The organism is Candidatus Nanopelagicus abundans (assembly GCF_002288305.1).
Lineage (GTDB): Bacteria > Actinomycetota > Actinomycetes > Nanopelagicales > Nanopelagicaceae > Nanopelagicus > Nanopelagicus abundans.
Genome location: NZ_CP016779.1, coordinates 973,325 through 990,217, shown reverse-complemented (window position 1 = coordinate 990,217; position 16,893 = coordinate 973,325). Strand labels below are relative to the sequence as shown.

At 39.6% G+C, this 16,893-nt stretch carries 15 protein-coding genes and 1 tRNA gene; 13 read left to right on the top strand and 3 right to left on the bottom strand.

Features of this window, described 5'->3' with window-relative positions; translation table 11 throughout:
- The first annotated feature begins 58 nt into the window (after positions 1-58).
- On the top strand, positions 59-727 hold the full coding sequence (locus B1sIIB91_RS05110; RefSeq protein WP_095688517.1) for a 50S ribosomal protein L25/general stress protein Ctc: 669 nt from the start codon (positions 59-61) through the stop codon (positions 725-727).
- Positions 728-747: 20 nt separating this feature from the next.
- Positions 748-1,311, top strand: a complete 564-nt coding sequence (gene pth / locus B1sIIB91_RS05105) for an aminoacyl-tRNA hydrolase (protein WP_095688516.1) — start codon at positions 748-750, stop codon at positions 1,309-1,311.
- A 1-nt stretch (position 1,312) separates the two neighbouring features.
- Here pth and ppc read toward each other — a convergent pair whose 3' ends face one another.
- On the bottom strand, positions 1,313-3,979 hold the full coding sequence (gene ppc / locus B1sIIB91_RS05100; protein WP_095688693.1) for a phosphoenolpyruvate carboxylase: 2,667 nt from the start codon (positions 3,977-3,979) through the stop codon (positions 1,313-1,315).
- A 143-nt stretch (positions 3,980-4,122) separates the two neighbouring features.
- Between ppc and mfd the strand changes: the two genes are divergently transcribed.
- The 9 genes from mfd to B1sIIB91_RS05055 all read left to right on the top strand — a co-directional run bounded on the left by mfd (position 4,123) and on the right by B1sIIB91_RS05055 (position 13,214).
- Positions 4,123-7,611, top strand: a complete 3,489-nt coding sequence (gene mfd / locus B1sIIB91_RS05095; protein WP_095688515.1) for a transcription-repair coupling factor — start codon at positions 4,123-4,125, stop codon at positions 7,609-7,611.
- 22 nt (positions 7,612-7,633) lie between these two features.
- Positions 7,634-8,239: a hypothetical protein gene (locus B1sIIB91_RS05090; protein ID WP_223298590.1), complete on the top strand. Its 606-nt coding sequence runs from the start codon at positions 7,634-7,636 to the stop codon at positions 8,237-8,239.
- 10 nt (positions 8,240-8,249) lie between these two features.
- Positions 8,250-8,894, top strand: coding sequence for a nucleoside triphosphate pyrophosphohydrolase (locus B1sIIB91_RS05085; protein WP_095688514.1), 645 nt, complete (start codon positions 8,250-8,252; stop codon positions 8,892-8,894).
- A gap of 56 nt (positions 8,895-8,950) precedes the next feature.
- A complete protein-coding gene (eno, locus tag B1sIIB91_RS05080; protein ID WP_095688513.1) occupies positions 8,951-10,228 on the top strand; it encodes a phosphopyruvate hydratase in 1,278 nt (425 codons plus the stop codon).
- Between the two features lie 9 nt (positions 10,229-10,237).
- Positions 10,238-10,690 carry an FtsB family cell division protein gene (locus B1sIIB91_RS05075; protein ID WP_095688512.1) on the top strand — a complete coding sequence of 151 codons (453 nt, stop codon included), beginning with the start codon at positions 10,238-10,240 and terminating at the stop codon, positions 10,688-10,690.
- 1 nt (position 10,691) lies between these two features.
- Positions 10,692-11,252 (top strand): DUF501 domain-containing protein, encoded by a 561-nt coding sequence (locus tag B1sIIB91_RS05070; protein WP_095688511.1) that lies wholly within the window; start codon positions 10,692-10,694, stop codon positions 11,250-11,252.
- The gene (locus B1sIIB91_RS05065; RefSeq protein ID WP_095688510.1) at positions 11,249-12,163 is read left to right on the top strand and encodes a Ppx/GppA phosphatase family protein; all 915 of its coding nucleotides are present in this window, start codon (positions 11,249-11,251) and stop codon (positions 12,161-12,163) included. Before B1sIIB91_RS05070 ends, B1sIIB91_RS05065 begins: the two co-directional genes overlap by 4 nt.
- 59 nt (positions 12,164-12,222) lie before the next feature.
- A tRNA-Leu gene (locus B1sIIB91_RS05060) sits at positions 12,223-12,295 on the top strand.
- 148 nt (positions 12,296-12,443) lie between these two features.
- On the top strand, positions 12,444-13,214 hold the full coding sequence (locus B1sIIB91_RS05055; protein WP_095688509.1) for a Bax inhibitor-1/YccA family protein: 771 nt from the start codon (positions 12,444-12,446) through the stop codon (positions 13,212-13,214).
- 32 nt (positions 13,215-13,246) lie between these two features.
- Here B1sIIB91_RS05055 and B1sIIB91_RS05050 read toward each other — a convergent pair whose 3' ends face one another.
- Positions 13,247-14,515 (bottom strand): MFS transporter, encoded by a 1,269-nt coding sequence (locus B1sIIB91_RS05050; protein WP_095688508.1) that lies wholly within the window; start codon positions 14,513-14,515, stop codon positions 13,247-13,249.
- A 99-nt stretch (positions 14,516-14,614) separates the two neighbouring features.
- Here B1sIIB91_RS05050 and B1sIIB91_RS05045 point away from each other — a divergent pair, with 99 nt between their 5' ends.
- Positions 14,615-15,607, top strand: a complete 993-nt coding sequence (locus tag B1sIIB91_RS05045) for an ATP-binding cassette domain-containing protein (protein ID WP_095688507.1) — start codon at positions 14,615-14,617, stop codon at positions 15,605-15,607.
- Entirely contained in the window at positions 15,607-16,401 is a 795-nt protein-coding gene (locus B1sIIB91_RS05040; RefSeq protein ID WP_095688506.1) for an ABC transporter permease, read from the top strand. Before B1sIIB91_RS05045 ends, B1sIIB91_RS05040 begins: the two co-directional genes overlap by 1 nt.
- Here B1sIIB91_RS05040 and greA read toward each other — a convergent pair whose 3' ends face one another.
- Positions 16,402-16,884 carry a transcription elongation factor GreA gene (greA, locus tag B1sIIB91_RS05035; RefSeq protein WP_095688505.1) on the bottom strand — a complete coding sequence of 161 codons (483 nt, stop codon included), beginning with the start codon at positions 16,882-16,884 and terminating at the stop codon, positions 16,402-16,404. It lies immediately after the preceding gene.
- Positions 16,885-16,893 lie beyond the last annotated feature (9 nt).

Here is a 16,893-nt window from a genome sequence, read left to right as displayed (position 1 = left end):
TCGCTAACCTAGCGCTTCGTTCCGCGAGGGATAAAACCGTTATCGAGGGAGAAGTAAAGTGGCTGAAATTTCAATCAAGGGCGCACGTCGAACTGAGTTTGGCAAAGGTGCATCCCGCAGATCTCGCCGTGATGGATTTATTCCGGCAGTAATTTATGGACATGGTGAGAAACCACAACATGTTGCGCTCCCTTCGCGTGAGCTTGGTATTGCACTTAAAACTTCAAACGTTCTAATTGATGTTGTATTAGATGATCACACAGAGTTAACACTTCCTAAATCTGTTAGCCGTGATCCATTAACAGGTTTGCTAGAGCATATTGATTTAGTAATTGTTAGACGTGGTGAGAAAGTTATTGTTTCTGTTCCAGTTCACACTGAAGGTAAGTATGACCAAGATGGAATTTTGGAACACACAAATAACTCAATTGAGGTTGAGGCAGATGTAACAAACATTCCTGCATTCTTAATGCTAAGCATGGAAGGCATGATGGCTGGAGATTCTCGTTACGCCTCTGATGTAGTAATTCCAGAAGGTATTAAATTAATAAGTGATCCAAAGATGACTGTTATTCATCTATCTGTTCGCGCTGCTGAGGAAGAGGTTGTAGTTGTTGCTGCAGCTCCTGCTGAAGGTGATGCCGCAGCCGCTGCCGCTCCTGCTGAAGGTGATGCTGCCGCAGCTCCTGCTGCTGGCACAGATGATAAGAAGGACAAGAAGAAGTAAGTAAGGACTAGCCTTAACTTATGGCTGATCGTTGGTTGGTAATTGGTTTAGGTAATCCTGGGCCTACCTATGAAAAAACTCGACATAATATTGGCCAACTTGTTTTAGATCAGTTATCTGAAAATCAAAAGTTTTCATCCCATAAATCTCGGATGCAGATATCTGAGATTAAATTAGATGGGCAAAGTGTAGTTTTAGCTAAATCACTTGGGTATATGAATGAAAGTGGTGGCCCAGCTAAGTCCTTAGCCGATTTTTATAAAATCGATATAGACAAAATTATTGCAATCCATGATGAATTAGATCTGCCATTTAATAACCTTCGAATAAAACTAGGAGGTGGCGATAACGGACATAATGGGCTTAAGTCCCTTACCGCATCCTTTTCAACTGCTGATTACTACCGAATCAGAATGGGAATAGGAAGACCGATGGGTGAGCAAGATCCAGCAGATTTTGTTTTAAAAGCATTTAGTAAAGATGAGCGAGGAGAACTTGATAGTTTTACAAGCCGTAGCGCTCAGGCAATTAGCGCTTTAATACTAAATGGAATTGATAAGGCGCAAACAGCTTTTAATTCTTAAATCAGCCAGTATTTCGAAGACCAGCTGCCACACCATTAATTGTCAGTAGTAGCGCCCGCGCTAGTAATGGATCAATATCTTTTTGTTCTCTTACTCGCTTAAGTAAAGAGATTTGTAGTAATTGAATCGGCGCTAGGTATGTATCTCTAACTTGTAAGGTTCTAGCCAAGATTGGCTGATTTCCTAAAATTTCAGTTTTATTTGTCATAAGCAGTAGCTCTGCAACAGTTAACTCATATTCAGCCTTAATCTGATCAAATATTTTATGAAGGGAAGGATCAACTAAGGTTGTTACATAGCGGTGGGCTATTGCTAAATCTGTTTTAGCTAGTGTCATCTCAACATTACTAATGAAGGTACTAAAGAAATGCCAATCCTTTAAAAGTTTTTGTAGTAGATCAGATTTACCAGCCAACCTTGCAGCTTTAAGGCCTGAACCAACCCCATACCAACCTGGCACAATTTGGCGCGATTGGGTCCAACCAAATACCCAAGGAATAGCCCTAAGGGATTCAAGACCAGATGCTGCATCAGGGCGACGTGATGGCCTAGAACCTAAAAACATATTTCCAAGTTGTTCAACAGGAGTTGAGGCATAGAAATATGCAGGTAGCTCTTCTTGATCAACTAATTTTCGATATGCCGAAAATGCATGCTCACTAATTAAATCCATGCACTCATCCCAACTATTTAAATCCTGTGATGATTGGCGTGGTTTTCTATTTAATATTGTTGCCTCTAAAGCTGCAGCTAGAGTTAACTCTAAGTTTTCTTTAGCAAGTGCTGGCAGGCCATACTTATCTGAAATTACCTCACCTTGTTCAGTCATTTTTATCTGACCATCAATTGATCCCCAAGGAAGTGCGATTAATGCGTCATAGGTTGGTCCACCACCACGGCCAACTGATCCACCACGACCATGAAATAGCCGAAGCTTCACACCATGCTTATGTGCAACATCACGAAGTTTTCGTTGGGCTTTATGGATCTCCCATTGGCTAGTTGTAATTCCAGCATCCTTATTTGAGTCAGAGTAACCAAGCATTACTTCCTGCACCTGACCACGCATCATTACAATCTTTCGATAACTCTTATTATTTAGTAAACCATCTAATATCTGATCTGCCGCTCGCAGCTCTGCAACAGTTTCAAGTAGCGGCACAAAACCGATCTTGGCAAATGATTTATTAGCATCTAGTGATATTAGCCCCGCCAATTTACCAATTAAGACCGCAGCTAAAACATCATTTGCAGATTTTGTCATTGAAATTATGTAGCTTTCAATAACCTCTGGGCCAAACTGATCAATTAACTCACCACTAGTAACAAATGTCTTAAGACATTTATTTGCTTGCTCATCAAGTTTAGTTAAGTCAATTACTTTAGTTGATTCTAATTCCTTATTAATTATCTCAGCACTTGAATCATTAAATAATTGTTTTAGTAAGTAATGATGAGCATCTGAATGTTCTCTAATATCCATCTTTGCGTGGCTTAATCCAAATGCAGCAATTGCTCTAGTAATTCGCTCAAGTAATCCGGTCGCAATTAATTGACCATTATTAGCCATTAATGATTTACGCATAATTTCAAAATCACTAAGTAATTCAGCACTATCTTTATAGTCACGGCCTGGAACATGGGGTGAATTATCAGTATGGCGCTGTTGGGTGATGAGTAACTTATGCCTAATCGCAGTTACCTTTATTCGGTATGGCTCTTCAGCATTAATTCTTCGATATCTACTTTCAATCTCAGGTAATTTTTCAAGATCATCTAATACAGATTTTTCTAACTCTTTTGAAACTCCAGTTAGTTTTGTTGAGATAGATACGCCTTGCACTAATTGATCTAGATGCAGCAAGAGAGTTCTCGTAAAGTGCGAGTTTTGTAGCAAAATAGCAGATCTAGTTACATCAGCTGTGATATTTGGATTGCCATCGCGGTCCCCACCTATCCAAGTTCCAAAGGAAAGTGGCTTAGCAGAAAGAGAGAGATCAACTCCTAATCTTTTAACTTCAGATGCGAACTCAGCTAGAACCTCTGGCACAGTCTCTTGTAATAACTCATTTAAGTAATAAATTGAGTTAACCGCTTCATCTAATGGTTCAGGCCGGCCTAAGCGAAGTTCATCTGTTTGCCAAAGTAAATCAATAGTTTCAGCAAGACGCTTACTTTGAGTTTGGCTATCAGGTTGTTGAAGAAGTTCAGAAATTGTTGTCATCTTTCCTAATACGGAGCGACGAGCTGCCTCCGTTGGGTGGGCGGTGAATACCGGGCGCACTGAGAAGTTATCTATCCAAGTTTGAAGATCTTTTTGATCAAAATCTTTGCTTATTTTTTGCGCTGCTAAAATATTATCTACAGCTCTACTTAGCCAAGAACCAGTTGCATTTTTCTCATCAGTTAACACTTTAGATCGGTTAACTTGTTCAGCCACATTTGCTAGATTAAAAAAGTGTCCAAATGCTCTTACTAGAGAGATAGTTTGAGTATCAGTTAACTTACTTAAAATTTGATCTTGCTCGCCCTGCCTAACTGCCAAGCGAACAGATTCAACTAGTGAGAGTAATTCATCCCCTTCTTGCCTAGCTAAGGTTTGACCTAATAGGTCGGCTAATCTGCGGACATCATTACGCAAATCTGTGTTATCAGCAGTTGAACTCATGGCGTAATCATCACAGATTCCCAATTGCTCTGGCACATCTTTATGGCATTTACGGCTAAATATCGGCCTTAGAATTACCCCTGTAACCCCCCTTCATTTATGAAGCGGGGGTATGCGGCGTTTAATTGAAGGAAGGGGTGGTGATGTTAAATCTATTATCCAAACTGAAGTCACCAATTGGAAATTATTTAGCAACATCAGTGGATATGGTGGCACCTGCAAGTATTCACTGCCTACTTGCCGCTAACTCGCCTGCGCCACTATTAATTGTTACTACATCAAGTAGAACATCACAGGAATTAAATGCTGAGATCTGTTCACTAATTGGTAGTGAAAATGTTGTTAACTTTCCAGCCTGGGAGACATTACCGCACGAGCGATTAAGTCCTAAGGCAGATACCGTTACTTTAAGATTTAAAGCACTTAATCAAATCGTTAGTAAAGATATAAAAATTATTACCTGTTCAATTAGAGCATTACTACAACCAATTATTGCTAATAACCTAGAACTTTCTCAAATAAAAATAAGTGTTAATCAACAGTTAGTAATGTTTGATCTAATTAGGCAGCTATCGCAATTTGGTTTTACTAGATCAGATTTAGTTGAGCGGCGAGGTGATTTTGCAGTCAGAGGTGGGATTTTAGATTTATTTCCGGCAGATCAAGAGCACCCGATTCGAATAGATTTCTTTGGTGATGAAATTGAGGAGATCTCATATTTTGCAGTAGCTGATCAGAGATCTTTAACAAAAATTACCGGTGAAATAAAAATTTATCCATGCCGAGAACTTCTTCTAGATGAGAAGGTTAAGGAGAATGCTAAAAAATTAGGAAAGACTTTTCCAGAAATTAGTGATATGACTGAAAAGATCATCCAAGGAATAACATTTGAAGGAATGGAATCTCTCGCCGCCGGCTTAGTTGATGAGTTTAAAACAATCATTGATTACCTACCTAAACAAACTCAGATTTGGTTTGTAGATGAGCCAAGACTTAGAAGTCGGGCCGCAGATTTAATTACTACCAACGAAGAGTTTCTAGCTGCTAGTTGGTCAAATATTGCCTGGAGTGAAAATGAGAAACTCTCACCACCCCTTGATTTAACTGCGCAACTTGGTATGGGTGGATTTAATGAATTAGTAAGAATTGAGCAGATTGCAAACAAGGCTGGGCTTGAAATACGGAATTTAAATCTATATTCCAGCACGCCAGAGCAGGAAGAAATCACATTTATTGATGTGGTTAGTAGCTACGGAAAAAAGTATGAAAATGCACTCTCTGATATTAAAAGCTGGCAAAAAAGTGGCTTTCAAGTCATTTTTACCGCTGCTGCCAATGGCACATTAAAGCGATTTAGTGAATTACTAAATTCTTCCGATTTAGCAAATGAAATAATTGAAGTTGATAAAGAATCTAGCCAAACTAACTTAATTTATTTATATCGCTCTGATATTACTCATGGCTTTATCAGTGAAAAATATAAATTGGTTTTAATTACAGATAAAGATATATCTGGACAAAGATCAACAGATAAAGATTTAGCCCGAATGCCTTCTAGGCGTAAGAAGGCGATTGATCCAATGCAACTTAAATCTGGTGATTATGTGGTCCATGAACAACATGGAGTTGGTAGGTATGTAGAGCTAATTAATCGAAATATTAATAATATTTCTAGAGAATATTTAGTAATTGAGTACGCATCATCAAAACGGGGTCAACCGGCTGATAAATTATTTGTTCCAACTGATACTTTAGAACAGGTAACAAAGTATGTTGGTGGTGAATCACCAGCATTACACCGAATCGGTGGCGCTGATTGGCAAAGCAGTAAACGCAAAGCGCGTAAAGCAATTAAACAAATAGCAGCAGAGTTGATTAGATTATATGCCGCACGTATGAGTGCGCCAGGTTTTGCATTTTCAGCCGATACACCTTGGCAAAAAGAGCTAGAAGATAGTTTTGCTTTTGTTGAAACAATTGATCAACAGGCAACTATCGATGAAGTAAAGCGGGATATGGAAAAACCAAATCCAATGGATCGAATTGTTTGCGGTGATGTTGGTTATGGAAAAACTGAGATTGCAGTAAGGGCGGCATTTAAAGCGGTTCAAGATGGTAAGCAGGTAGCGGTATTAGTTCCAACCACATTACTTGTTCAGCAACACTTCAATACATTTACAAATCGTTATGCCAGCTTTCCGGTAAAGATTGCTGCTTTATCTAGATTTAATACAGCAAATGAAAGTAAATTAATTATTGCAGGACTTAAAGATGGCTCAGTTGATGTAGTAATTGGAACTCATCGGCTTTTATCTAAAGATATAAAGTTTGCCGATCTTGGCTTATTAGTTGTTGATGAGGAGCAAAGATTTGGAGTTGAGCATAAAGAAGAGCTAAAGAAAGCAAGAACAAATGTAGATGTTTTAGCTATGTCAGCTACTCCAATTCCTAGAACTCTTGAGATGGCAATAACTGGAATTAGAGAGATGTCTAACATCACCACACCACCGGAGGAGCGACATCCAGTCCTAACATATGTTGGAGCATACGATGATAAACAAGTTGCAGCGGCAATTCATCGAGAGTTACTAAGAGATGGACAGATATTTTTTATCCATAATCGAGTTGAAAGTATTGAAGCTGTCGCGCAGCGAATTAGAAAATTAGTGCCCGAGGTAAAAATTGGTATTGCCCACGGACAAATGAATGAGCGGTTACTTGAGGACGTTATTTTAGATTTTTGGAACAGGGAGTTTGATTTACTTTTGTGCACAACAATAATTGAAAGTGGTATCGATATTCCAAATGCTAACACCTTAATTGTTGATCGATCAGATTTATTTGGTTTATCTCAACTCCATCAATTACGTGGTCGAGTTGGCAGAAGTAGAGAGAGAGCATATGCCTACTTTTTTTACCCAACTGATCAACCAATTACGGAACTAGCCCATGACCGCTTAACCACAATTGCAACCAACACTGATTTAGGCGCTGGTATGGCGGTGGCATTAAAAGATTTAGAGATTAGAGGTGCTGGAAATCTATTAGGTGGTGAACAATCTGGTCATATTGCTGAGGTTGGTTTTGATTTATATATGCGAATGGTTGCTGACGCAGTTGATGAATTTAAGAGTGGTTACTTTGAAGATAAACCAAAAAATACCGATTGCAAAGTTGAGTTACCAATTAATGCCCACTTACCAGTTTCATACATTGAATCTGAGCGATTACGACTTGATCTCTATCGCAGACTTGCTGAAGCATCAGATGATGATGGCCTAAATGAAATAAATATTGAGATGACCGACAGATTTGGCCCACTACCCCAACCTGCTCTTGAATTATTAGCAGTTGCCTCACTGAGATTATTTGCAAAAAGTCTAGGGCTAACTGATATTGCATTTTCTGGAAAAAATCTTCGACTAACCCCAGTTGTCCTAGCGGAATCTGCTGCGATAAAACTAAATCGGCTATACCCAGGATCTATATATAAAAATGCATCACAAATCCTGCTAGTCGCAAGGCCAAGCAGCCCCAATTGGATAGAAAGTGAAGAGATAGGGGATACTTCAACCCTTGCCTGGGTTAAATCAGTCCTAGCTAATTTAATTAAGCCAGCTACTACCAAATAAAGTAGTTATGAGAAGAAAGAGGATGGAATTGTTTAAGAAGGTAATTACTTCAGTTTTAGCTGCGCTCCTTTTAACTAGCTGTAGCAGTATGAATTCAGGAATAACAATTGGTGATAAAGAGTTTTCAACGAATGATATACAAAAACCTGTAGATGAAATTTTAGAGGCACGAAAAAGTATTGATACATCACAAATGCAACTTGGTTCAGGTGCTGATCTAATTCGCAACCAAGCACAATTTGCAGTTATAAGTGTCTTACTCGATCAAATCGCTTCCGATTCGAAAATTAATTTTACTAATGCTGATATTGCAACACGTAGAACTGAGATTGTTGCCCAAGTTGGAGGAGAGACAGAATTACCAAGAGCGTTAGTTAGCTCAAACCTGGCGCCTTCAAATCTTGAGCCATATATTAAAGTTAGATTAATTATAGATAAGCTTAATTCAGATTTTATTGAATTAGGCGCTTCACCTGAACAAGCATCAGAGGGAGTAAGTAAATTACTTGTTGCAGCTGCCAAAAAACTTGGAGTTAAGGTAAATCCTAAATATGGTACGTGGAATCCAGTAACTGCCTCAATTGAATCAGGTGATATAACTGATGGCGCAGTAACACCAGCCCCATAAGTTATTAATTATGGCTTCAGAGCTAGAAAGACTTCGCGAAGTGATGGACAAACTTCGATCCCCTGGAGGTTGCCCATGGGATAACGAGCAAGATCACACAACACTTCTTAAGTACTTACTTGAAGAATCATATGAATTTATTGAAGCAGTTGAGAATAATGATCGCAGCGGAATGCAAGAAGAGTTAGGTGATCTACTTCTACAAATATATTTTCACTCACGCATTGCTGAAGAAGATAAAGATCAACCATTTAACATCGAAGATGTGGCAAGAAATGTTGCCGATAAGTTAATCAGTCGCCACCCACATGTTTTTGCGGGCACAGTAGTTAAAGACAGCGCAGAGGTATTAGAAAATTGGGAGAAGCAAAAAGCGATTGAAAAGGGGAGAAGTTCAGCTATTGATGGTGTTCCACTAGCTCAACCCTCACTTACCTTGGTTGCAAAACTGCTCTATCGGGTGAAGAAATTTAATTATCAATTACCAATAAATTCACCACTACAACTTCCTGAGCAAATTGATCAAGATCAGCTTGGCCAGTTACTGCTTGGATTAATTTCACAAGCAGTAGATAAAGGCCTTGATCCTGAGGCAGCCTTGCGTAGTGCTGGTAAATCCTTAATTGCGCAGATTCAAGTCCATGAGGCAAGGTAGAATTAGGGCATTAAATCAACTTCGACTTAATTTAAATAGTTATCAGGAGAAAATAAGTGTCAGTTATCAAATCAGTTACCTCAAGAGAGATTTTAGATTCACGCGGAAATCCAACTATTGAAGTTGAAGTTAAGTTAGATAACGGAATTATTGGCCGCGCTGCTGTGCCAAGTGGGGCATCAACTGGAGCATTTGAAGCAGCTGAGCTTCGCGATGGCGGCACGCGATATTTAGGTAAAGGTGTTTTAATTGCAATTAAAAATGTTAATGAAAAAATAGCACCAGCAGTTATTGGTTTAAGTGCTTTAGATCAAAGAACACTGGATGAAAAAATGATCGCATTAGATGGTAGTAAAAATAAATCTAATCTAGGTGCTAATGCAATCTTAGGTGTTTCACTTGCCGCCGCCAGAGCTGCTGCAAATAGTGCTAATCAATCATTGTTTAAATATTTAGGTAAGGATGAAGCAAAAATTTTACCAGTTCCAATGATGAATATTTTAAATGGTGGAGCCCATGCTGATACAAATGTGGATATCCAAGAGTTTATGGTTGCGCCAATTGGTGCACAAAGCTTTAAAGAGTCACTGCGTTGGGGCGCTGAGATTTATCACAGCTTAAAATCAGTACTTAAGAAAAAAGGTTTAGCAACAAGCATTGGCGATGAGGGCGGATTTGCGCCAAATCTTGATAGCAATCGCGCAGCACTTGATCTGATATTAGTTGCAATAGAACTTGCTGGTTTTAAAGCCGGAAGTGATGTAGCACTTGCTATGGATGTAGCAGCCACTGAGTTTTGTGAAAATGGTCTTTATAAATTTGAGGGTAAAGAATTAACCTCAGATCAAATGATTAGTTACTACTCAGATTTAGAGTCTGCTTACCCACTAGTTTCAATTGAGGATCCACTGGATGAGAATGACTGGGCTGGCTGGGCAAAAATGACCCAGGTATTAGGTGAGAAAGTTCAAATTGTTGGTGATGATTTGTTTGTAACAAATCCAGAGCGCTTGCAACGAGGAATTGATGAAAAAACAGCTAACGCCTTACTTGTTAAGGTAAATCAAATTGGAAGTTTAACCGAGACAATCGACGCAGTTAATTTAGCCCATAAAAATGGATATCACTCCATGATGAGCCATCGCTCAGGTGAAACTGAGGACACCACAATTGCAGATTTAGCAGTTGCACTTAACTGTGGTCAGATTAAAACTGGTGCACCGGCTAGATCTGAACGAGTAGCTAAATACAACCAACTACTTAGAATTGAAGAAGAATTATCAAGTAAAGCTGTTTACGCTGGCCCTGCTGCATTTCCTAGGTTTAAAAAGTAGGTTAAAAATATGGTGCGCCGAAAGTTTTTCGCAGCCAATTTAATTTCATCTACTCGTAAATCTATTAAATCAGGTTTAAATAGGCGCGGCTTATCTAATCGGGCATTAATTGTTGGAATTATTTTATTCGCACTAGCTGTCACGCTGGCGCCACCGATTCAACATTACTTTACTCAAAGGGCTCAAATTAATTCACTACGGACGCAGTTATCTGATAATCAAAAGATGTTAGAAGATGCTGCTACGGAGTTGGCAAAGTGGAATGATCCAGAGTATGTAGCTAGTCAGGCAAGAGCAAGATTACATTTCATTTTTCCAGGTGAGCGGGCCTATATTATTGTCGGAAATGGTGAGATCACCGATGATGAGCAAGTAACAAAAGTCTCAGAGCAACTTCCAATTGGACTCCCTTGGTATTCAAGATTAATTTCTTCAATAACTAGCACAAATGTAAACAGCTAATATGGTCAGGCCAGCTAAAGCATTTACAGCAGAGCAAGCGAGTGAAAAAGATTTAGAAATCATAGAAGCTCAATTAGGTAGAACACCAAGAGATGTTTTAGCAATCGCCCACCGCTGCCCATGCGGGTCACCTGATGTGGTGCAAACACCACCTCGATTAGCAGATGGCACACCATTTCCAACTTTTTATTATGCAACCTGCCCAAGACTTACCGGCGCCATTTCAACTTTAGAAAGTTCTGGACTAATGGCGCAGATGAATGAGCGTTTACAAACTCAACCGGAGTTAGCTGGCAACTATATGGCTGCCCATATTGATTATGAGGCTAGCCGAGATGGTGCTGGGCGAATGCAAAATATTGAAGTTCCTGAGATAGTTGGCGTCACAGCTGGTGGAATGCCTGACCGAGTTAAATGTCTGCACTCTTTAGTTGCCCACGCTTTAGCAGCTGGGGAAGATGTTAACCATTTAGGGGATGAAGCTTTAATTGCATTAGATCAATGGTGGATTAATAAACCATGCAGTGAAATTGCTAATTTAACTAATCAGGATGATAAATGAGTCAAGTAGCAGTCATTGATTGCGGCACAAATTCAATTAGGTTATTAATTGCTGAAATTTCTGGCAGTACTTTTAAAGAAGTAATACGCACTATGGAAATTGTTCGACTCGGCCAGGGGGTTGATGAAAATAAAGCATTTCACCCAGATGCAATTAATCGGACTTTATTGGCAGTTAAATCTTTTAAAGAAATAATTGATAAAAATAAAGTAGATAAAATTAGATTTTGTGCTACATCAGCAACTAGAGATGCTATGAATAGAAATTTATTTATTGATGGCGTTCGCGATATTTTAAATGTTCAAGTCGAGGTAATTCCAGGAGAGGAAGAAGCAGCCCTATCTTTCACAGGCGCTACCTACCAATTAGATCAAGGTAGTGGACCATTTTTAGTAGTTGATATTGGTGGTGGCTCAACTGAGTTTGTATATGGAGATAAAAAAGTAATTAGTGCTAAGAGTGTCAATATCGGATGTGTGAGAATGAGTGAGCGACATTTAATAAACCAGCCCCCAACTATGGATCAGATTACTAGTGCAATAGTTGATATTGATATTGCCATAACGCAGGCAGCCGTTAGTGTGCCAATTAATAGCGCGAAAAGTTTAATTGCTGTAGCTGGTACTGCCACAACAGTTGCAGCTGCCGCACTTGATTTATCAAAATATGATAGAGATCTGATTCATTTATCGAAAATATCAGCTGATAAAGTTCATAAGGTTGCCCAGATGTTTCAATCTATGAATAAGAGTGAGATTTCAGCTCTGCCATATATGCATGAAGGCCGAGTTGATGTAATTACTGCTGGTTCATTAGTTTTATCTAGAGTTATGGCAGCCACTGGGGTGGTGGAGTTTGTTGCATCGGAGTCAGATATTTTGGATGGAATGGCTTTCTCCCTTATTAACTGAGCGAAAAATGGTTGAAATTGAAAGCGAAAAAGACAGGTAGATTTACCCCCTGAAGATTCGCCCCTGTAGCCCAATGGCAGAGGCATGCGACTTAAAATCGCACAAGTGTGGGTTCGACCCCCACCGGGGGCACGCTCAATTTGGCGGATCTTCAGCAAATATTAAGTTTCAACTAGCCAGTAGGAATGGCAGTGGGAATTGAGATTGATTAACATTTGTTTACTACCTAAGTAACTAAACCAAAGAAGTACTCACTAGTTACCTCTATAGAAGGAGAAGAATGAAAAGTTCAAACCCTGTACTTGGCAAGGCATTTAATCAACCAAGGAATATGCAAGTTGATCAGTTAGAGCAGAGTTATAACGCTCCAGCTGCCTCATCAATGCGAACAGGTCGGATGACAATTGAAGATGTCGTCGCAAAAACCGGATTTTTATTTGCAATATTAGTTGTAGTTGGTGCTTTCGCTTGGCGCAGTAATCTAGGTACGGGCGCACTAATGCTCGGCTTCTTAGGTGGATTTGTACTTGCAATGGTTATTAGTTTTAGCAAATCAATTAAGCCAGGTTTAGTAGTTGCTTATGCAGCATTTCAAGGTTTAGCACTTGGAACTTTAAGTAGCTATTACGAATCTTACTATCCAGGAATTGTTAGCCAAGCAGTAATTGGAACGATGGCAGCGTTTGCTGGTGTATTAATTATGTATCGCAATGGAACACTACGCGCTACACCTCAATTTACCCGTGCATTAATCGGAGCAGCAATTGGCTACTTCATTCTTGGATTGGTTTCACTAGTTGCATCATTTTTTGGTGTCGGACAAGGATATGGTTTCTATGGCGTGTCAGGCCTTGGTCTACTTCTAGCTGTTGCTGGTGTGGCAATTGCAAGCTTGTTTTTAGTTCTTGATTTTGATCAAATCCAAAAGGGTGTCAATAATGGCGTGCCAGAGAAAGAATCATGGCGAGCATCATTTGGTTTGATGGTAACAATTGTCTGGCTATATCTAGAAGTATTACGCTTAATTTCAATCTTGCGTAATAATCGATAAATTAAAGTACTACCAACAGGGGCTGTGAGAAATCACAGCTCCTGTTTATTTTTGTCGATTATTAAGCCATTATCTAAATGAGATGATCTTGTTTCAGGCAATAGAACTGATAATAAAATAGCAATTGCGCTAATTACAGCTGAAACTAAGAAAGCTGTTTGGTAACTGTAGTTATCAGTTAAAAATCCAACTAAAATTGGTCCAACAATCATTCCGGCATCACCTGCCATCTGCCAAGCTCCAATTACTTGCCCACCACGACCATTAATAATGTCGCCAACCACACTGCCGGGAGCGGTTCCAACATAGGCACCACCTAGCCCAAACAACGCCATTGCTATGAAATACCAGAGCGGACTTGTTGTAAAGGAGAGCATTAATACGCCAAATAGAACATAGCTCCCACCTAAAATCAGCGCAGCCTTTCGCCCTTTTTCATCTGAGAATTTGCCAGCTTTAAGTAAAAATAAACCTTGAATTAAAGCGCTAATAGTTAATCCAATACCTGCAACCGTTGCTGTTGAACCAAGTTCTTCAGTTACGAATAATGGCAAAATTGATGACCTAAGACCAAATAAAACCCAGTTATTTATAAATGCTAACGCTAAAGCGATTTGATAGGGACGTAATTTAAATGCTTGTTTAAGTGTTGTTTGCCCTATTAAATTTGTAGGTATGTCTGCCTTATTACCCAATCTTTTTTCACTTAAAAAAACTAACGCAGTAGTTCCAGCCATTGCCAGGGTAACTGAGTAAACAAAAAATGGTGCGCGAAGTGAAAAGCTAGAAAGAATTCCGCCAACTGCAGGACCGGCAACTCCACCAACTAAAAACCCGCCGTTATAAAGTGACTGAGCACGTCCCCGGTATTCATCACTTACTGATCTCATTAACAATGAACCAGCAGATACGGAGAACATTGATGAGCCGAGGCCACCAAGGGTGCGAAATGTAAGGAGTTGGCCATAACTTTGGGCTAGGGCGGTTAGTAATGTGAAGAAGGAGACCATAAATAAACCAAAACCTAAAACAGCCCGCTCACCAAAGCGATCCACTAATTTTCCAGATATTAAGCCAGAAGAAAATCGCATAATTGCAAAGCTTGAAATAATTAATCCGATTGCAGTTTTGCTAACACCGAATGATGCAGCGAAAATAGGAATCGCCGGGATAATTAAGCCAAAACCAACTGCAACAAAAAATGCTACAGCGGATAAGACAGAAACCTCTCGCGGAAGCTCGGCGAAAGGGTTTCTGCTTAATTTATTATTAAATACTTGATTATTTTGCGATTTAGCCATTACTTCCTAATCCCCATATTAAGTTTATTTGTATTATATAAAACACTAAAAATTGAAGTTATATTCCATTCTATCGCCATTTTAGATTAGTATTACCGCATGAAAGCAGTTATCGCAGAAAATTTAATGAAGACCTACAACAAAGGCTCAGTTCAAGCATTAGATGGCTTAAGTCTTGATGTTGAAGAAGGAACCGTACTTGGTGTGTTAGGCCCAAATGGTGCTGGTAAAACTACAACTGTCAGAATTTTAGCAACATTACTATCACCAGATTCTGGGCGAGCAAGTGTTGCAGGTATTGATGTATTAAAGCATCCAGATGAGGTTAGAAAAATAATTGGTCTATCTGGTCAATACGCTGCTGTTGATGAAACGTTAACTGGTTGGGATAACTTAATTATGTTTGGCCGGCTTTATCACCTATCAGCTAAAGCTGCTAGTGCTCGAGCAGTTGAATTACTAGAACAATTTAGACTTACTGAATCAGCAAAGCGCCCGATTAGAACTTACTCTGGTGGCATGAGACGAAGATTAGATTTAGCCGCCTCATTAATAGTCAGGCCAAAAGTTTTATTCTTAGATGAACCAACAACTGGCCTTGACCCACGTGGTCGACAAGATATGTGGGGAGTAATTGATGAGTTAGTTAAAGGTGGCGTAACTTTATTGCTAACAACTCAATACTTAGAAGAGGCTGATCATCTAGCTGATGAGATTGCAGTAATTGATCACGGAAAAGTAATTGCACGCGGCACATCTGACTCCCTTAAAAAACAGGTGGGCGGTGAGCGCTTAGAGATAGTAGTTGAAAATGAAAATATGGCTGCAGTAAAAGAGATAGTAGCTAAGGTAAGTGGTAGCGCAATTAATGTTGATGAAGGTCTTCGCCAGGTATCTGCTCCAGTTACAACTGGTAGCAAAGCCTTAATTGAGGCAGCTAAGTTGCTAGATGAAAAAGGAATTCACCCATTAGATATTGGACTTAAGCGGCCATCCTTAGATGATGTATTTCTAGCTTTAACTGGACATGTGGCTGAAGAGAAAAAAGAGGAAGAGGATTCTATGACTACGGGAAGAAAGAGAGGAAAGTAATGAATGCGATCTCGGACGCGTTAATAATTACCAAACGACAACTTCTTCAATTAGCCCGGGTACCTGAACTAATTTTGTTTTCAATAATTCAACCAATTATGTTTGTTTTATTATTTAGATTTGTTTTTGGTGGCTCAATCGACACAGGTCAACCAGGTGGGTATGTACAGCTACTTATGCCTGGCATATTTGTTCAAACTGTTGCTTTCACTTTAGCTAGCACGGCAGTTGGCTTAACTGCTGATATGCAAAAAGGATTAATTGATCGATTTAGATCTCTACCAATTTCAAGATCTGCTGTTGTATTCGGCCGAACCCTAGGTGATGGAGCTTTAAACATCGTAGTTCTAACTGCCATGGGAATTACAGGATACGTAGTCGGCTGGCGCCCAACTTCTGGTTTGTTTAATGTTCTTTTAGGTTTCATGTTTTTATTAGTCTTTGGATTTGCAATGTCTTGGGTAGGGGTATTAATTGGTCTATCAGTCAGGGATGAGCGAGTAGCAACTAATGCAACATTTATTGCAGTCTTTCCAATTACTTTCTTATCAAATGCTTTTGCGCCAACTACTGGGATGCCAAAGCCATTGCAATACATTGCTGAATGGAACCCTGTTTCCACCATGGTGGCTGGATGCCGAGAGTTATTTGGCTTAAAAAATGAGTTTGGTGCCACCGCTGGATCATTTCCAAGTGAGAACCCATTAATGATGTCGGTAATTTACATGATTTTAATTATGGCGATATTTATCCCACTAAGTGTTAGAAAATACAACAACGCCAATAAGAAGTAATTAGTTAAAAGGCGCGGCCTCAAGTACTGCAACTGCAATCTGCTTGCCATTTGGTGCGGTGTATTTAACGCTCTGCCCCACCTTAGCCCCAAGGACCGCAGCGCCAAGAGGTGATTTCTCAGAGTAAACATCAACATCACCACTTGATATCTCACGAGAGCCAAGTAGAAATTTAATTTCATCCCCTGCAATATCAACTGTTACCAACATGCCAAGTCCTACAACCCCTGATTCACTAGCAGGTGGAGTTCCAATATGTGCATGTTCTAACATATGTTTTAATTGACGAATTCTTCCTTCAATTTTTCCTTGTTCCTCGCGCGCTGCGTGGTAGCCACCATTTTCTTTTAAATCTCCTTCAGCCCGAGCAGTTTCAATTTTTTTAATTATTTCAGCACGCAGTGGACCCTCAAGCTCGGTGAGCTCAGCTGCTAATCGATCTGCAGCCTCTTGGGTTAGCCAGGTCTGAGTTGGTTTATTCATAAGGGGTGA